This is a genomic window from Sporosarcina sp. P19, from assembly GCF_002743165.1.
Lineage (GTDB): Bacteria > Bacillota > Bacilli > Bacillales_A > Planococcaceae > Sporosarcina > Sporosarcina ureae.
This window is the reverse complement of the sequence record NZ_PDYR01000004.1, coordinates 40,453-55,348: the sequence shown is the minus strand read 5'-3', so window position 1 is coordinate 55,348 and position 14,896 is coordinate 40,453. Positions and strand designations below refer to the sequence as shown.

Annotated in this window: 15 protein-coding genes; 5 read left to right on the top strand and 10 right to left on the bottom strand. The window is 39.9% G+C overall.

Going from position 1 to position 14,896, the window contains the following annotated elements:
• Window positions 1-3: 3 nt before the first annotated feature.
• From isdE to isdC, 4 genes are all read right to left on the bottom strand, one after another.
• A complete protein-coding gene (isdE, locus tag CSV74_RS06345; RefSeq protein ID WP_099691135.1) occupies window positions 4-882 on the bottom strand; it encodes a heme ABC transporter substrate-binding protein IsdE in 879 nt (292 codons plus the stop codon).
• Window positions 883-930: 48 nt separating this feature from the next.
• On the bottom strand, window positions 931-2,142 hold the full coding sequence (locus tag CSV74_RS06340; protein WP_099691018.1) for an NEAT domain-containing protein: 1,212 nt from the start codon (window positions 2,140-2,142) through the stop codon (window positions 931-933).
• A gap of 90 nt (window positions 2,143-2,232) precedes the next feature.
• A complete protein-coding gene (locus CSV74_RS06335; protein ID WP_099691017.1) occupies window positions 2,233-3,642 on the bottom strand; it encodes an NEAT domain-containing protein in 1,410 nt (469 codons plus the stop codon).
• A 2-nt stretch (window positions 3,643-3,644) separates the two neighbouring features.
• Window positions 3,645-4,289, bottom strand: coding sequence for a heme uptake protein IsdC (gene isdC / locus CSV74_RS06330; RefSeq protein ID WP_233190812.1), 645 nt, complete (start codon window positions 4,287-4,289; stop codon window positions 3,645-3,647).
• A 338-nt stretch (window positions 4,290-4,627) separates the two neighbouring features.
• Here isdC and CSV74_RS06325 point away from each other — a divergent pair, with 338 nt between their 5' ends.
• Entirely contained in the window at window positions 4,628-5,116 is a 489-nt protein-coding gene (locus tag CSV74_RS06325) for a hypothetical protein (RefSeq protein WP_099691015.1), read from the top strand.
• 51 nt (window positions 5,117-5,167) lie between these two features.
• On the opposite strand, the gene CSV74_RS06320 is transcribed toward CSV74_RS06325, so the two are convergent.
• The gene (locus tag CSV74_RS06320; protein WP_233190810.1) at window positions 5,168-5,944 is read right to left on the bottom strand and encodes a TatD family hydrolase; all 777 of its coding nucleotides are present in this window, start codon (window positions 5,942-5,944) and stop codon (window positions 5,168-5,170) included.
• Window positions 5,945-6,065: 121 nt separating this feature from the next.
• Between CSV74_RS06320 and CSV74_RS06315 the strand changes: the two genes are divergently transcribed.
• Window positions 6,066-6,854: a DUF817 domain-containing protein gene (locus CSV74_RS06315; protein WP_369823691.1), complete on the top strand. Its 789-nt coding sequence runs from the start codon at window positions 6,066-6,068 to the stop codon at window positions 6,852-6,854.
• A gap of 131 nt (window positions 6,855-6,985) precedes the next feature.
• On the opposite strand, the gene CSV74_RS06310 is transcribed toward CSV74_RS06315, so the two are convergent.
• The 3 genes from CSV74_RS06310 to CSV74_RS06300 form a co-directional block, all read right to left on the bottom strand.
• A complete protein-coding gene (locus tag CSV74_RS06310) occupies window positions 6,986-7,669 on the bottom strand; it encodes a peptidylprolyl isomerase (RefSeq protein WP_099691014.1) in 684 nt (227 codons plus the stop codon).
• A gap of 44 nt (window positions 7,670-7,713) precedes the next feature.
• Entirely contained in the window at window positions 7,714-8,238 is a 525-nt protein-coding gene (locus CSV74_RS06305; RefSeq protein WP_099691013.1) for a YehS family protein, read from the bottom strand.
• A gap of 74 nt (window positions 8,239-8,312) precedes the next feature.
• Entirely contained in the window at window positions 8,313-8,675 is a 363-nt protein-coding gene (locus CSV74_RS06300; protein ID WP_029054354.1) for a winged helix-turn-helix transcriptional regulator, read from the bottom strand.
• Between the two features lie 125 nt (window positions 8,676-8,800).
• On the opposite strand from CSV74_RS06300, the gene CSV74_RS06295 reads away from it, so the two are divergent.
• From CSV74_RS06295 to gshAB, 3 genes are all read left to right on the top strand, one after another.
• Window positions 8,801-9,919 carry an S-(hydroxymethyl)glutathione dehydrogenase/class III alcohol dehydrogenase gene (locus CSV74_RS06295; RefSeq protein WP_029054355.1) on the top strand — a complete coding sequence of 373 codons (1,119 nt, stop codon included), beginning with the start codon at window positions 8,801-8,803 and terminating at the stop codon, window positions 9,917-9,919.
• A 4-nt stretch (window positions 9,920-9,923) separates the two neighbouring features.
• On the top strand, window positions 9,924-10,766 hold the full coding sequence (gene fghA / locus CSV74_RS06290; RefSeq protein ID WP_099691012.1) for an S-formylglutathione hydrolase: 843 nt from the start codon (window positions 9,924-9,926) through the stop codon (window positions 10,764-10,766).
• 254 nt (window positions 10,767-11,020) lie between these two features.
• Entirely contained in the window at window positions 11,021-13,282 is a 2,262-nt protein-coding gene (gene gshAB, locus CSV74_RS06285; protein WP_099691011.1) for a bifunctional glutamate--cysteine ligase GshA/glutathione synthetase GshB, read from the top strand.
• Window positions 13,283-13,541: 259 nt separating this feature from the next.
• On the opposite strand, the gene CSV74_RS06280 is transcribed toward gshAB, so the two are convergent.
• Both CSV74_RS06280 and CSV74_RS16480 read right to left on the bottom strand, forming a co-directional pair.
• Entirely contained in the window at window positions 13,542-14,450 is a 909-nt protein-coding gene (locus CSV74_RS06280) for a DMT family transporter (RefSeq protein ID WP_099691010.1), read from the bottom strand.
• Window positions 14,451-14,710: 260 nt separating this feature from the next.
• Window positions 14,711-14,896 carry a hypothetical protein gene (locus tag CSV74_RS16480; RefSeq protein ID WP_143560745.1) on the bottom strand — a complete coding sequence of 62 codons (186 nt, stop codon included), beginning with the start codon at window positions 14,894-14,896 and terminating at the stop codon, window positions 14,711-14,713.

Genomic DNA, 14,896 nt, shown 5'->3' with positions numbered 1-14,896 from the left:
GAGTTATCGATAGAAAATCTTCATTAGCTCACTTAATGCTTCAGGTACTTGCAATGAAGCGGTTGTACCGAATAACTCTTCTTCCAAATCATAGACTTTCCCATTTTTCACCGCATCAAAATGCTTCCATACATCATTCGTTTGGAACTCTTCGTTGAACATTTCCACGACTTCATCTGGCATACCATGTGATAAACGCAAGATAATATCTGGATTACTATTATGAAGATACTCAGTATTGGACGATAAGTATTCAGGATCCTGACCTTCCATGACATTCGTTCCACCAGCACGTTTTACGAGATCACCCGCGTAGGAGTTTTCCGTCGCGACTAAGTAACTACCTGGGATACCTAATAATATTAATACTCTTGGACCTTTGCGATTCGCTGCCACTACTTCGGCAGCTTCAATCTTTTTCTGTAAGTCCCCTACTAATTTATCTGCTTGTGTTTTACGATCATAGCGCTCTCCAAGACCTTGGATTTCTTGTATCATCGAGTCCACACTTTGAAAATTTAAAAATGTTGCCGGGATTTTCAATTGTTCAAAGCCGTCTTCGAGGTCATATTCCAATGTAGAAACGGATAAAAAGTCTGTTGGATTCATTGATTTCACAATTTCCATATCCGGTGTCATGGCATTGCCAATGGTTGGAAGACCATCAAACCGGCTCGGCAATTCTTTTTCTGTTTCAGGAATAGCGATGGCATCTATATTTAACTTATCCAGAATATCCGCGATGACTACAGTGCCCGCAATAATTCGCTGATCACTTGTTTCAGCGGTTTCACTTTTCTCGGCGGTATCTGCTGAAACAGCTTTCTCTTCTTTATCATTGCCGCACCCTGCGATAATAGCTGCTGTCATGACTACCAACATCAGCCATACATATCTCCACTTTTTTTGCACGTTGTAATCCTCCACTCGTTATTCATTACTCATCACGTGATTTCTCTTTAGTAGTCGACGTATCAATAAGACACCCGACAACATACATAATGTAAACAGTATTCCCATTTTTATTATATCAAAGGGAATCGTTTGTTCATCTTGTGCATGAGTTGCCAGTTCTTCCGGTTCGCTTGCTACTTGCGTAACGACCTCAGCTGGTTCTTCCTTCACATCATCCACTGTACGATCGAATTCCAATTGCACTTCAGGAAGAAGAGGCGGTAACTCGTCCTGTTTTTGTTCTTTTTCTTCAGATGACTTTTCTATATTTTTTTCTTTTTCATTCGTGTTTTGTTTAATTGGAGTAGTGGGGTTTTTAGGTTGCTCAGTTCGCTTAGTCAATGAAGATACTGCTTTGTTGTTTGAAGGTACTTTGTTCAAAAACTTCGCTATCTGTTGCTGATTGAAAGCTATTTGCAAAAACTCTTCCTGTACATGCGAGTTCTCAGATTCCTTCACTTTCATCCAAATACGAGTCCCCTTCTGGAAATCTTCTACTTCAAACTGCACAATACGTGTCTTGTTTTGTGATACCACTTTTGGTTCCACTAAATTCCCTTGCTGCTCTACTGTGAAGCCTTTAACCTTACTCGGTTGAAGAATCTCTAACTGTGCAAAGTATCGATTGTCACGTTTAATAACGTGCAGTACTTGATTAACATAGTCGTTCAGTGCCGACGGTTTACCATCTGAAAGCAATCGGTAGTGTACGGTATCGTCACCCGGTTGAATGGACTGTGCTGGTTGAATCTGATCAAACGGTGGTAATGACTGCTCCTTGATCAACACTTCATATGAAAAAGATTGCTGTGCATGTTCTTTCGGCAAACGATATGTGCCCGTGAGTTCAATCTTTTGTTGTACATCCTCTATATCAAACTGAACTAAGTTTTCTGTTCGATCCAGACGCGTGCTCGTTTTGTTTCCTTGCTGCACGGCAGTGATTTGCATTAGGATGTGATCTTTCTTCGCCGCAATAGATAATGTATAGCGACCTTCCTTAACAGTTAACGTAGCCTGCTTAGTAAATAAAATATTTGTACCCTCGGCTTCATGTGATAGAAAACTTAGTTCAACTTGATGCACGTCATTTGCAATTTCTTTCCTTTCGTTTGCGTTTACAAAATGAAAAGGAAGCCACGCAGAGATGAGTAGCAAAAGTAGAGGTGACAAAACCATTCTTTTCATTTCAGACGTACACTCCTTTACATATCATGTAAAACGACAGGAACTTCCTTCCGCTTTTAAAAAAGCGAAAGGAAGTATCTGTATTCGTTCTTATTTATTCATAAATTCTAATGAACCATATAAAATTTTAGCCATTTGTGTACGTTGTAATGAACTGCCTGAGCTGATCAAAACTTTACCGTTTGGCTGAGGGGCACCTGTCATGATTTTTTCTGCGTACAACAATGCAAATGCTTGCTTCGCTTCAGGATCTGTAATTGCTTTTCCATCTGCATAGAATGGGAGAGTTGTATCACCTTTTTTGATTTCTTTACCTTCTGCAAATTGAATTGCACGGTATAACATCAATGCACCTTGCTGACGAGTCAATGTATGGTTCGGATTGAACTTTTCATTCGTTTGCACAATACCTGCCTCTGCAAGAGCATTGATTGCGCTTAGGCGTTCTTTATCCGTAATTTTGTCTAAATCTTTAAAACCTGCGTCCTTAGTAGATTCCAAGTTTAACGCACGTGCAACCATCAATGCGAACTGTGAACGTGTGATGTTGTTACGTGGATTGAACCTGTCCGCACCTTTGACAATTCCTTTGTTATAAAGAGCTAGGATTGCATCTTTGTTCCCGTCTTTGGCGATGTCTTTAAACGGGTTTACAGTTGGTTTTGCACCATCAAGACCAATTTGTACTTTATGGTTTGAATCATATTTGATAGGCCCTTCATTTACAATAACGTGTAGATCAGCATTCACTAACTTCGTTAGATCCGCTACCTTGAATGTATATGTGCGTTCGCCTGTTGATTTATCATCTGTTGCTACAGGTACATCCTTACCAGAGATTTTAAATCCGTGGATATAGTCGCCTTTAGGGAAAGTTACTGTCACTTCGTTACCGTCCGTTACTTTCTTCACAGATGCAACTGGCGACATATAATTATTCATAATGGACTCTTCCGTTGTTCCATCTTTATATACTTTTACGTTCACATTGCTGATTGCTTCTCCGTCTGTATCTGCTTTAGCAACTGTTGCTTTGAAATCAAATGGATACCACATTTCATGAACAGGTGTTTTAACGTGTATTTTCCCAGAGTTCACTTTATCCACTTCTACCGGGAAGCTATACATTACTGTCCCATCAGTATTTTCCACACTAGTGGCATCTACAAGTTCTTTCCCTTGCAACGTTTGTAGACCAGCAATCATGGGAGCTGAACCAGCTGGCACTGTTACCTGCACATATGTCACTCCGTCTTTTTCTACCAATGTACCCTGTGGCACTAGGTGACTGCTGATTGCAGGTTCTGGTGTAGTCGTCCCTGATTTATAAACATGAAAATCAATCACTTGATCCACTGCTACCGCCTGTGTCAAAGCAGATGCTGCTCGGTCACTTGTGCTGATCGGGTTAGCGGATGCTGCTGTTGGAATAGCAATGGAAGCTGCTAGTAATGAAGCAAGTACTACTTTCGTCGCGCGAGATGATGTTTTTTTCGTCATAATTATTGTTCCCCCTGTTTTCTATGAAATCTAGTTTTATACAATAAAAATGCAGAACCTGCCAATACAAAGATTAATAGGTACGGCGTTGGATCACTGGTTTGTGGATTCTTAACTGGTACTTGAGTAGTTGGCTTTTTTGTGACTGTACTGGTACTAGTGTTGGTATTTGTGTTAGGTGGTGGGGTAGTAGTAGTTGCAGGTGGTTTTACTGCCGGTGGTGTCACGGCACTCTTATCCTCGAACACCAAATCAACTGTATACTCGTGGTGGTAATTGATATGCTCTACGTCCACTTTCATCGGGATCTTAATTGGCTTTGAAATATCACTTACGCTAAACTCTACAACACGCGTATCTGCCTTCAGGTCTTCATTGACTACTTCTGCTCCGCCTGCTGGCTCGAACTTTGTAATCCAAGAACTGTTCTTAAGCGTAAGCTGTACGATGGCAGAACCATTCGTTACCGTTACAAGTGCCGGTTTTTGGAAGTAATCATTCGCAATAGATGCATTAGTGCTGTCCGGCTGATTAACTTGATAATTTAATTGCTGGGTACCGTTTGCTATTTTAGCGGATGCTTGCGGCAGCCCTATTGTCAGCACGAAAAAACTTACAACTAAAAAGTATAAAAATGCTTTTCTCACTTGGACATAATCCCCTCTCACTTGTTTATATTTATGCTACATAAATCCACCAACCGGCTTCCAGTCACTGGATATATTTCCACTTCTAAATTATCTCATAAATCGCCCCATACACAAATCATTGCAACTCAATCATCTAGTAGACTATGACAAGTATGTGACTTTCAAAGCGCACAAATGAGAACAGTTATCATTTAATATATAGTGTTTTGCTGGTAATGTCAATTGGTTTTTGGAAAATTATTTCAATTTATGCTGTAGGATTTTCAACTAGTCACTAAATTGGACGCTTCGCATAGTCTAGATAGATACGATTTAGGAATGAAAGGGGTATTACGATGAATCTTCAGTCTTTCAGTGGTGTCGTAATGGTAATAAGTGATTTTTATACAGGGCAAAATAAGGACGCAGGTTGCTACGTATTAATGACGGTCGACAATGGTCGAGGAAATGTCGTCAACTTTGTAGTAGAGCCTACAACTTATTTCGTTAATCATGTGAAAGTTCATGTAGGGGATCGCGTTACAGGATTTTATGATGCCGACGCTGCCACGCCTATGATTTATCCCCCTCAATTTAGAGCGGTAGTTATGTCCAAAGATTCCAGGCGTGAAAACGTGAAAGTTGACTACTTCAATCGTCGCTTGCAAAGTAGTGATGGAACGCTTCAACTTAATCTGTCTCCGCAAACTGAAATACTTTCGACAAATGGTCAGTATTTCACAGGAAATATAGCAGAGCGGAATTTGATAGTTTTATATAGTGCAACTACAAAGAGTATCCCTCCGCAAACTACTCCACATAAAATTATTGTGATTTGCTCATAAATTTTGTACTTAGATAAAACGGAGACACGCGGCTTGATGCGTGTCTCCGTTTTATATGCAAAAGAACCGTTGTGTAGTCTCATAGATTTCTTTATACGCTTCATCAACAGTTACACCTTTAACTCTGGCAATACTGTTCATACTTTCATGCATCATGGAGGGATGTGTTAATTTTCCTTTGAAAGTATATTCAAAAGGCCATGGTCCATCTGTCTCTACCATTAACTGAGTTAACGGAACTTGTTTAACGATATGCTGAATCTTTTTCCGATACGTAACTTCTGGCGTCACAGAAATCATATAACCGTTCGAAACAATCCGTTGCACTATTCTATCGTCCCCTTTAAACCAGTGAAAGTGTGCTTTCGGGATTGAATACTGTTCCAACATCTCACACACTATATCGGCATCTTCATAAACGGCATGTAAGGCAATTGGCAAGTTATATTCAGCCGCCTTCCGAACAAAGCATTCCAACACTTCTTTATATAGTACTACGTCTAAGTCTGCTTGCTCTTTTTGTAAATAATAAGGCAACCCCACTTCTCCAATCGCTGTGAGACAATCTGCATTGTCATTAATCAATCGCAGAATAGCTGAAAGCTCACTTTCGCTCGGTAGAGCTTGTTCGGGATGATAACCTATAGCGGGTTTAATTCGTCTATCTATTTTCGAAAGCTCTAATTGCTTAACGGAAGATGCAAAGTCATTTGATACCGCCACTATCGAAGTTACATCATTCTCTTCTAATTCGCTCAAGATTTGAAGCCGATCTTCCTCTTCATACATATCCAAATGAATATGCGCATCAATTATCTGTCTACTCAAAACCGATCACCCGCTTCCACTAATCTGCAATGTTTCACGTGAAACATCTATTCGTAAATGAACCTACACTATTATATGAGCGTCATACTAATCTCCATTATGAATAAATAGGCGGTGGCATATGAATATTCAGGTATTACGTAATAAGACAATGAATTCTACACGACAACTCTTTAATTTTGGATGGCAACAAGCTTTAGCTTGCATCTTCCCTGTTATCATCTTCAGTTCACTGGCACTTACACAAATCATACCTTTACCTTTCTTGCCACGATACGACTGGCTACTCCTCATTTTCATCGGAACTCAGTGGTGGATGGTACAATCTGGACTCGAAACACGTGACGAACTTAAAGTGATTACGTTATTTCATATTATAGGCCTAGCTTTAGAGATATTTAAAGTACATATGGGTTCCTGGTCTTATCCTGAAGAAGGTTTTTTCAAAGTTTTCGGTGTTCCTTTATACAGCGGCTTCATGTATGCGAGTGTGGCAAGCTATTTATGCCAAGCTTGGAGAAGATTACATGTCAGCCTAATTCAATGGCCTCCGCTCTGGGCAGTTGTTCCGCTTGCCATCGCAATATATGGAAACTTCTTCACACATCATTATTGGATCGATATAAGATGGTGGTTGTCCGCATTAGTACTACTTATTTTTTGGCGTGCCTCGGTGAGCTATTGGATAAACGAAACCCAGTACCGTATGCCATTATCTCTCTCATTCATATTAATCGGCTTTTTCGTTTGGGTAGCTGAAAACATTGCTACTTTCTTCGGTGCTTGGACTTATCCCAATCAAAGCGAGACATGGCATCTCGTTGGCATAGGTAAATTAAGTTCTTGGTTATTATTAGTCATCGTCAGCTTCCTCATCGTAGCTGTGTTAAAACAAGTAAAAAAGGAATAGATATGTATATAGTAACAGTCAAATTCTTTACTATGCACATTCTCTTAGATGAGTGTATTTTACGGGAAATAAATGAACATGCTATATAAAAAACGCAGCAGGCTCAATTGCCTACTGCGTTTTGTTTCTGATTAATGTGTAGTTGGTTTAGGGTAGTCAAAACCTTTTGTATCTACTTCAACTGTCTTCATTTTCTGCTCTTCAATAGGCTTGTCCATAGCATCTGTTTCATTAGCTACGATAGCATCCACTGTCTCCATGCCTTCCGTTACTTTACCGAAAGCCGCATACTCGCCATCAAGTGAAGTGTTATCGTCTGTCATAATAAAGAATTGGGACCCTGCGGAGTTCGGATCTTGCGTCCGTGCAGTCGAAATCACACCGCGCTCATGTTTCATATTATTTTCAAAGCCATTTGAAGAGAATTCTCCATCAATAGCGTATCCTGGACCACCTGAGCCGTCACCGGATGAATCTCCGCCTTGAATCATAAAGCCTGGAATCACACGGTGGAAAATCAAGCCATCGTAATAGCCATCTTCAATTAAAGAAATGAAGTTCGCTACTGTATTCGGTGCAACAGTCGGCTCTAACTCTAAGACGATCTGCTCATCGTTTTCCATCGTGATTGTCACGATGGGGTTCTCTTTTACATCTGCCGAGTAATCAACCGCTGCTCCTTTAGGTTGCTCTGTAGATTCTTCATTCGGTGTCTCGACTTGTTGTTCTTCAGTCGCTTTCCCACACCCTACTAAAAGTACGGCCAACGCCATTACACTTATTAGGAAATACCATGCTTTATTACGCTTGAACATATCTTTCTAACACTCCTAACTCTTTATATTCATCATTAAAACTATTAATCCTCGTTGTCTTGATCGCGATAACGAATAGCCAATCCTTTTAAGAAGTTACGCGCATATCGATCGCCACACGGTTTATAATTTCGATGGCCTTCTTTACGAAGAACAGCACTCAATTCGTTTTTAGAAATCGTTACCCCTGCATTTTCTAAAATATCGAGCATATCCTCACTTGTAAGAGATAACGCAATTTTAACTTTCTTTAGCAAAATATTATTGACATTCCGATGGCCTTCCTCTGACATAAGAAATGGCTGTGGAGCATTACTGGTATTCTCCGGTACTCCTCTTTTGGAGCTAATCAAACCATTTAAGAATGACTCTAACATCATGTTGTCAATTTCTTTTGCATATTCATTCATCTGCATTTCATCCGTGCTATCCTCATTCGTTTTCGTCAGCATTTCTTTGACTTCTGCCCTGTTTGTCTTCAGTCCGCCTAACGCAAACATTTCTACCACTGCCGAATCTTTTAGATCCAGTGCATAGCGTAATCTGCTTAAAATATCATTATTATTCATATCATCACCTGTACCCTCTCTAGTCTATAGCTGTAATTCTTAGTATAGCCTGATTCGTTATAATTTGTCTTCATTCAGTCGACTGACGTTGGATCTGGTTCCTTTTCAATTGTTTGCATAAACTGATCGCCAAAATCACAAATCGATGTAACGACTGGTTCCAATAATAAGCCAATTTCACTTAATTTATACTCCACTTTTGGCGGCACAACGGGATAGACGTAGCGCGTAATAATTTTATCTTCTTCTAATTCACGTAACTGTCTGATCAGCATACGTTGATTGGCATCAGGAAGTTTTTTCTGTATTTCGCTTAGTCTCAATGGCGTTTCGTGCAGTAAGCACCAGATGATCGCAATTTTCCAACGTCCTCCAATGACGGACAATGCTAAATCCTTGCTTGTGAAGTACTGCTTATCTTTATAATGAATGATCATATTGCTTCACTTCTTTCTATACTATTCATGTTCATAGTGACAAAAGAGTCAGTATTGCATGGTGAATTATAATATGTAAAGATAGAAATGTAAACACTATAAAGCAAAAGAAAGAAGGGTTTCATTTGAAAAGTAGAGCAGCTGTAGCATTTAAACCTGGAGAACCACTTAAAATTGTAGAAATCGATGTAGAAGAACCAAAAGCTAATGAGGTATTAGTCAAAATTCTTTACACTTCTGTCTGTCATACAGACGCATATACATTATCTGGCGATGACGCAGAAGGAGTATTCCCTGCCGTGTTAGGTCATGAAGGCGCTGGTGTCGTAGTTTCAGTAGGTGAAGGAGTCACTTCCGTTAAACCTGGCGATCACGTAATTCCACTTTACACACCTGAATGCGGGAAATGTAAATTCTGTCTATCCGGTAAAACTAACCTATGCGGTGCAATTCGCGAAACACAAGGTAAAGGATTAATGCCTGACGGTACGACTCGCTTCTCTTACAATGGAGAACCTATTTATCACTACATGGGAACGAGCACATTTAGTGAGTATACTGTCGTGTCTGAGATCTCCTTAGTTAAAGTGGAAGACCACAACGTACCACTTGATAAAGTTTGTCTATTTGGATGTGGCGTCACTACGGGTATCGGGGCTGTTCATAAGACTGCGAAAGTAGAAGAAGGTGCAGTTACAGCAGTTTTCGGTCTCGGAGCTATTGGTTTGGCCGTTATCCAAGGACTAAAGCAAGCAAAAGCAAGCCGTATCATTGCAATCGATCTCAATGAAGATAAATTTGAACTAGCGAAGAAGATGGGCGCAACAGATTTCATCAACCCTTCTACATTCGATAAGCCCATCCAAGAAGTCATTGTAGACATGACGGATGGCGGCGTAGACTACAGTTTCGAGTGTATCGGTAATGTTGAAGTCATGAAAGCCGCTCTTGAATGCTGCCATAAAGGTTGGGGCGAGAGTGTCATCATTGGCGTTGCAGGTGCTGGTAAAGAAATTCATACTCGTCCATTCCAACTAGTTACAGGTCGCGTATGGCGCGGTTCTGCATTTGGTGGAGTAAAAGGCAGAACCGAATTGCCAGGGATGATTGATGACTACATGGACGGTGAAATTGATTTAGATTCATTCATTACACACCAACTAAACTTCACGGATATCAATGAAGCATTTGATTTACTGCATAAAGGTGAATCAATTCGATCAATACTAACATATGGAGAGTGAGATCATGAATGTAGAACGCGTTGAGCAAAGACGATCTTTTGGTGGGGAACAAAACAAGTACAACCATTATTCAGAAGTCCTCAAGTGTGATATGACATTTAGTATCTTCTTACCGTCAAATAAAGAACAAAAAGAACTACCGCTCATTTGGTTTTTATCGGGATTAACATGTACCGATGATAACTTCAGTCAAAAAAGTGGTTTCCAAAGCTTGGCTGAAAAACATCAAGCGGCAGTGATTATTCCAGATACATCACCGCGCGGAGAAGACGTAGCGAACGATGAAGCATTTGACCTTGGACAAGGTGCGAGCTTTTATCTAAACGCAACAGAAGAGCCATGGGCAAAGCATTATCAAATGTATTCATATATAACGCAGGAGCTTAGTGAAATTGCTGCTACTCTAGTGCCTAACTTCTCGGGTAAAGAAAGTATTATGGGTCACTCGATGGGTGGTTATGGTGCATTGATGATCGGAATGAAGAATGCAGATCGTTTCAAAGCGATTTCCGCGTTCTCTCCAATTTCAAGTCCGAGTGATGTTCCTTGGGGGATCAAAGCGTTTACGGCGTACCTAGGTGAAGACAAAACGACGTGGAAAGAGTGGGACACTGCTGAGCTAGTGAAGATAGCAGGTATTCCGCCAATCCTGATCACGCAAGGAACTGCAGATGGCTTTTACCCGGAGCAGTTGAATGAGAAACCGTTCCTTGAAAATGCGAAGCAGCATAATCAAGCAGTGGAATATAACAAAGTAGAGGGCTATGACCATAGCTATTTCTTCATCTCTTCCTTCTTAGAGGAACACTTTGCTTTCCATATGCAGAACTTGGGATCACTTGAATAAATGTAGATAGTTGAAGTAGGATACTGCATGGGATTTCAATTCCAGGGAGGACGCTTTCCAGAGGGCGTGGTTTGAGCCATGCTTATGGGAATGCGTTTCCCTGCAGCATCTATCAACAGTGCCTGTAACTATTTTATTTACCTACATTCCGAATGTCCACATTGCTTATAATGTGGATGTTTTTGTTTTTTAGAGTATATGAATTAAGATAGAAGGAACGTATTAAAATCTTTTACATAGGAGGGACAGTTACGATGGATCTAAAGAAAATGTTAGCCGATGAACGTGTGAAGCCGTATGTTCTAAAAGCTCGGTATGGTATTGAAAAAGAAGGCCAACGCGTGGATCTTGCGGGAAATTTAGCGACGACGGATCACCCTACAAGCATTGGAATGGCAGATGAACATCCGTATATTCAGCGCGACTTCTCGGAAACGCAAATGGAATTGATCACGCCTGTCCTGAACACACGGGACGAATTATTTAATTATTTATCTGCTATCCATGATGTGGCATACCGCTCCATGGGCAAAGGTGAAATGCTATGGCCTTTAAGCATGCCACCTGCACTTCCTGAAAAAGAGGAAGACATCATAATTGCGAAACTGGATAACTTTGAAAATGTTCTCTATCGACGCTCTTTGGCTAATTCATACGGTCGCCGGAAACAAATGATTTGTGGCATTCATTTTAACTTTGAATTCAGTGATGAATTGCTCGAGAAACTATTTAATTTACAGTCCGAAATCGACAATTATCAATACTTCAAAACAAACATTTACTTAAAACTTACTAGAAATTATTTATACTACCGCTGGCTCGTGACGTACTTTTATGGTGCCTCCCCTATCAGTAATGAGAACTTCTACGGATGTGATGATCAGCCTAATGAACCGGTTAGAAGTATTAGAAGCAGCAGATTTGGCTATGTGAATCACGATGATGTGAAAGTTTCATTCAGCTCGATAGAGAGGTATATTGAAGATTTATCTTGTGTTGTAAATAGAGGTTTGCTTGTGGAAGAAAAAGAATTCTATACCGCTATGCGCTTACGTGGAAGCGAGCGCGTAGAGAAATTCTTGACCGAGGGCGTCCGTTATGTAGAATTACGAAATATTGATTTAAATCCTTTTGAGACGAATGGAATCAGTTATGAACAAGTGGAATTCCTGCACATTTTCTCACTGTATCTTCTGCAGAAAGATGAACATCTAGAAAGTGATGAGTATGGAAAAGTCGGCGATGCACGTAATGATGTAGTTGCGCTTGAGCATCCATTGTCACATACAGCGTTTGAAGCAGAAGCTTACGAGCTAGTTGAAGGTATGGAAAAGTTGTCTAAGGAATTGGACTTCCCTGTTTCTGACTCGTTATTTAGCAATTTGAGAGCTATGCTAGAAGATCCTTCGAAGACTCTAGCTGGCAGATTGTACACGGAAAGCCAAAAAAGTAGTCAAAGCCAGGTAGCTATAGAAATTGCAAAAGAAACCCACGCGAATCTATGGGAAAAACCATATGAGTTAACGGGCTTTACCGATATGGAATTGTCTACGCAGATTCTCATGTTTGATGCATTTCAGCAAGGTATCAAAGTAGAAATTTTAGACCGTCAAGATCAGTTCTTAAAGCTGAAATTACGAGACCATGTAGAGTTCGTCAAGAACGGTAACATGACGAGTAAAGATACGTATGTCTCTACTTTGATTATGGAAAATAAAACGGTCACGAAGAAAATTCTTCACCAAGAAGGCTATCGTGTACCAGGTGGTGACGAGTTCAGTAATATCGAAGATGCATTGCGTGCCTTTGATATGTTTGCTAAGACACCTTTCGTTGTGAAGCCAAAAACAACGAACTATGGAATAGGCATATCCATCTTTAAAGATGGTGCCAGTTATGAGGACTACGAGAAAGCGATCACACTCGCATTCGACGAAGACTCGTCTGTCTTGGTAGAAGAGTTCCTAGACGGCACAGAGTACCGTTTCTTCGTGTTACACGATAAAGTACTTGCGATCATGCTGCGCGTGCCTGCAAACGTCACAGGCGACGGCACACACACGATTAAGGAACTCGTTGAAGAAAAAAACCGAGATCCACTAAGAGGTACAGACCACCGCACGCCATTAGAACTTATTCAACTGGGCGAACTAGAGGTTCTTATGCTAAAAGGTCAAGGTTATCAACTAGATTCGATTCCCAAAGACGGCGAAATCGTCTACTTGCGTGAGAATTCCAACGTCAGTACTGGCGGAGACTCGATTGATGTCACCGATCAGTTTACCGACGATTATAAAAAGATTGCAGTAGATGCAGTAGCCGCTCTGGGCGCAAAAATTAGCGGTATCGATTTGATTATTGAGGACCTCGATGTGCCAGCAGCAAATCCAGGCGCCTATGGCATCATTGAAGCGAACTTTAACCCGTCGATGTATATGCATATTTACCCTTATAAAGGTGAATCACGTCGAGTGACGACGGATATATTATATTACTTATTCCCTGAACTGACTTAAAAGCATACAGAATGAAACGGCCCCTTTTCTTTTGCAGAACATGTATCTGCATTATTGAAAGAGGCCGTTTTTGTATAACAAGTAATTTACTTCTGATGTGATTCTCCACATATGTTACTGTCGCGGGACTTGACTAGCGCAAGCGCTACCACGCCAAGTAATATAACCCACCCCTTTAGCTATCTTCTGAAAAGTAATTCTCGGTAACAAGTCAACGTTTCCAATTCATTTTTAGGAACTGATCTATATTTAGTACAACTTAAAATTTTCTTCCTGCAGGCTTCGTTATTTCTATCAGCTTTAGCTTTCTTCGCTGATACGTTGATAGCACTACTCCTCCCACTATAAACAATGAGCCGACAATTTCTGCTCCGGTTATTGGTTTATACAGCAAGATCAAACCCATGATCATTGCTACAAAAGGTTCTAAATTAGATAATATGGAAGCCTTTGAAGCATCAACATATCGAATATTATTATTCCAAATCAACATGGCGATACCGTGTACCACAACGGCAGTTATAATTAGAAATGACCAATCCGATACCTTTATACTTATTCGTATGGGCGTATCAAGTAAAAAAATAAAAGGAACTGATATAACCAGTCCGACAACATTTGAATATAAAGTAATGGCAAGCGGATCCATTCTATTGGAAAGGAGTCTCGTCACGATAATTAGCATAGCGAATGTAATCATCGTAACTACAATCCACCATAAACCTTTATCGATATGTAAAGAGGATATATTTCCTTTTGCTACAACAAAGTAAATACCTATGATGGCAACAATAGATCCAAATAACATACGAATTGTTAACTTTTCTTTTAAAAAAATGGCTGCTAATACAGCAGTTAAAATGGGCGTAGTTGCCAAGATTAGTGCAGAAGTTGTTGGATCAGCTGTTTCTAATCCAGCAAAAAAAGACCACTGGTTAATAAAAACGCCGAACACACCCAGAAAAAGTACTGCCAGCAAATCATATTTATTTAATCGTTTCACATGCAATTTATATAAAGACAATCCAATCAGAAATAATACAATAAACAATAGTCTGAGCGAAGTTAGGAGAGCCGGAGAAAAGTCTTGAACCAGCATCTTCCCAAAAACAAAATTACTGCCCCACACCATTACACAAAGTGTCAGCCAAGCGTATGCTTTTAACAAATTTATCATCCTTCCTACAACTAAATGCCAACTGTCCTATTCTATACTTACTCAAACTTTTCGTACATATTTTTGTTTGGCTATACCCACTCATTGACGTATAGGATGGCAATGTATAAGAGATTAAAACGTAGTCGGAATAAAACTTCCATATTCTATAGTTATCTCATGAGTCATTACATCTTAACAGTATGAAATTTTTCTCCATTGTTCGTAATTTAGTACATTTCTTTATATCCGTATGATGTGCGAAAGGACGATCATACCGTAAAACGTACAATATAAATAATAATTAAATAAACGTTCGTATATCGGTTGAAAGCATAAAATGCCTTTGCTATAATCATAACGTATTCATCGTAATAGCACTTTTCACTACTTTCCATATAAAATATTAATAAGTAATAAGAATCAATTAATACATAATCGGTTTCTAGCATCATCAT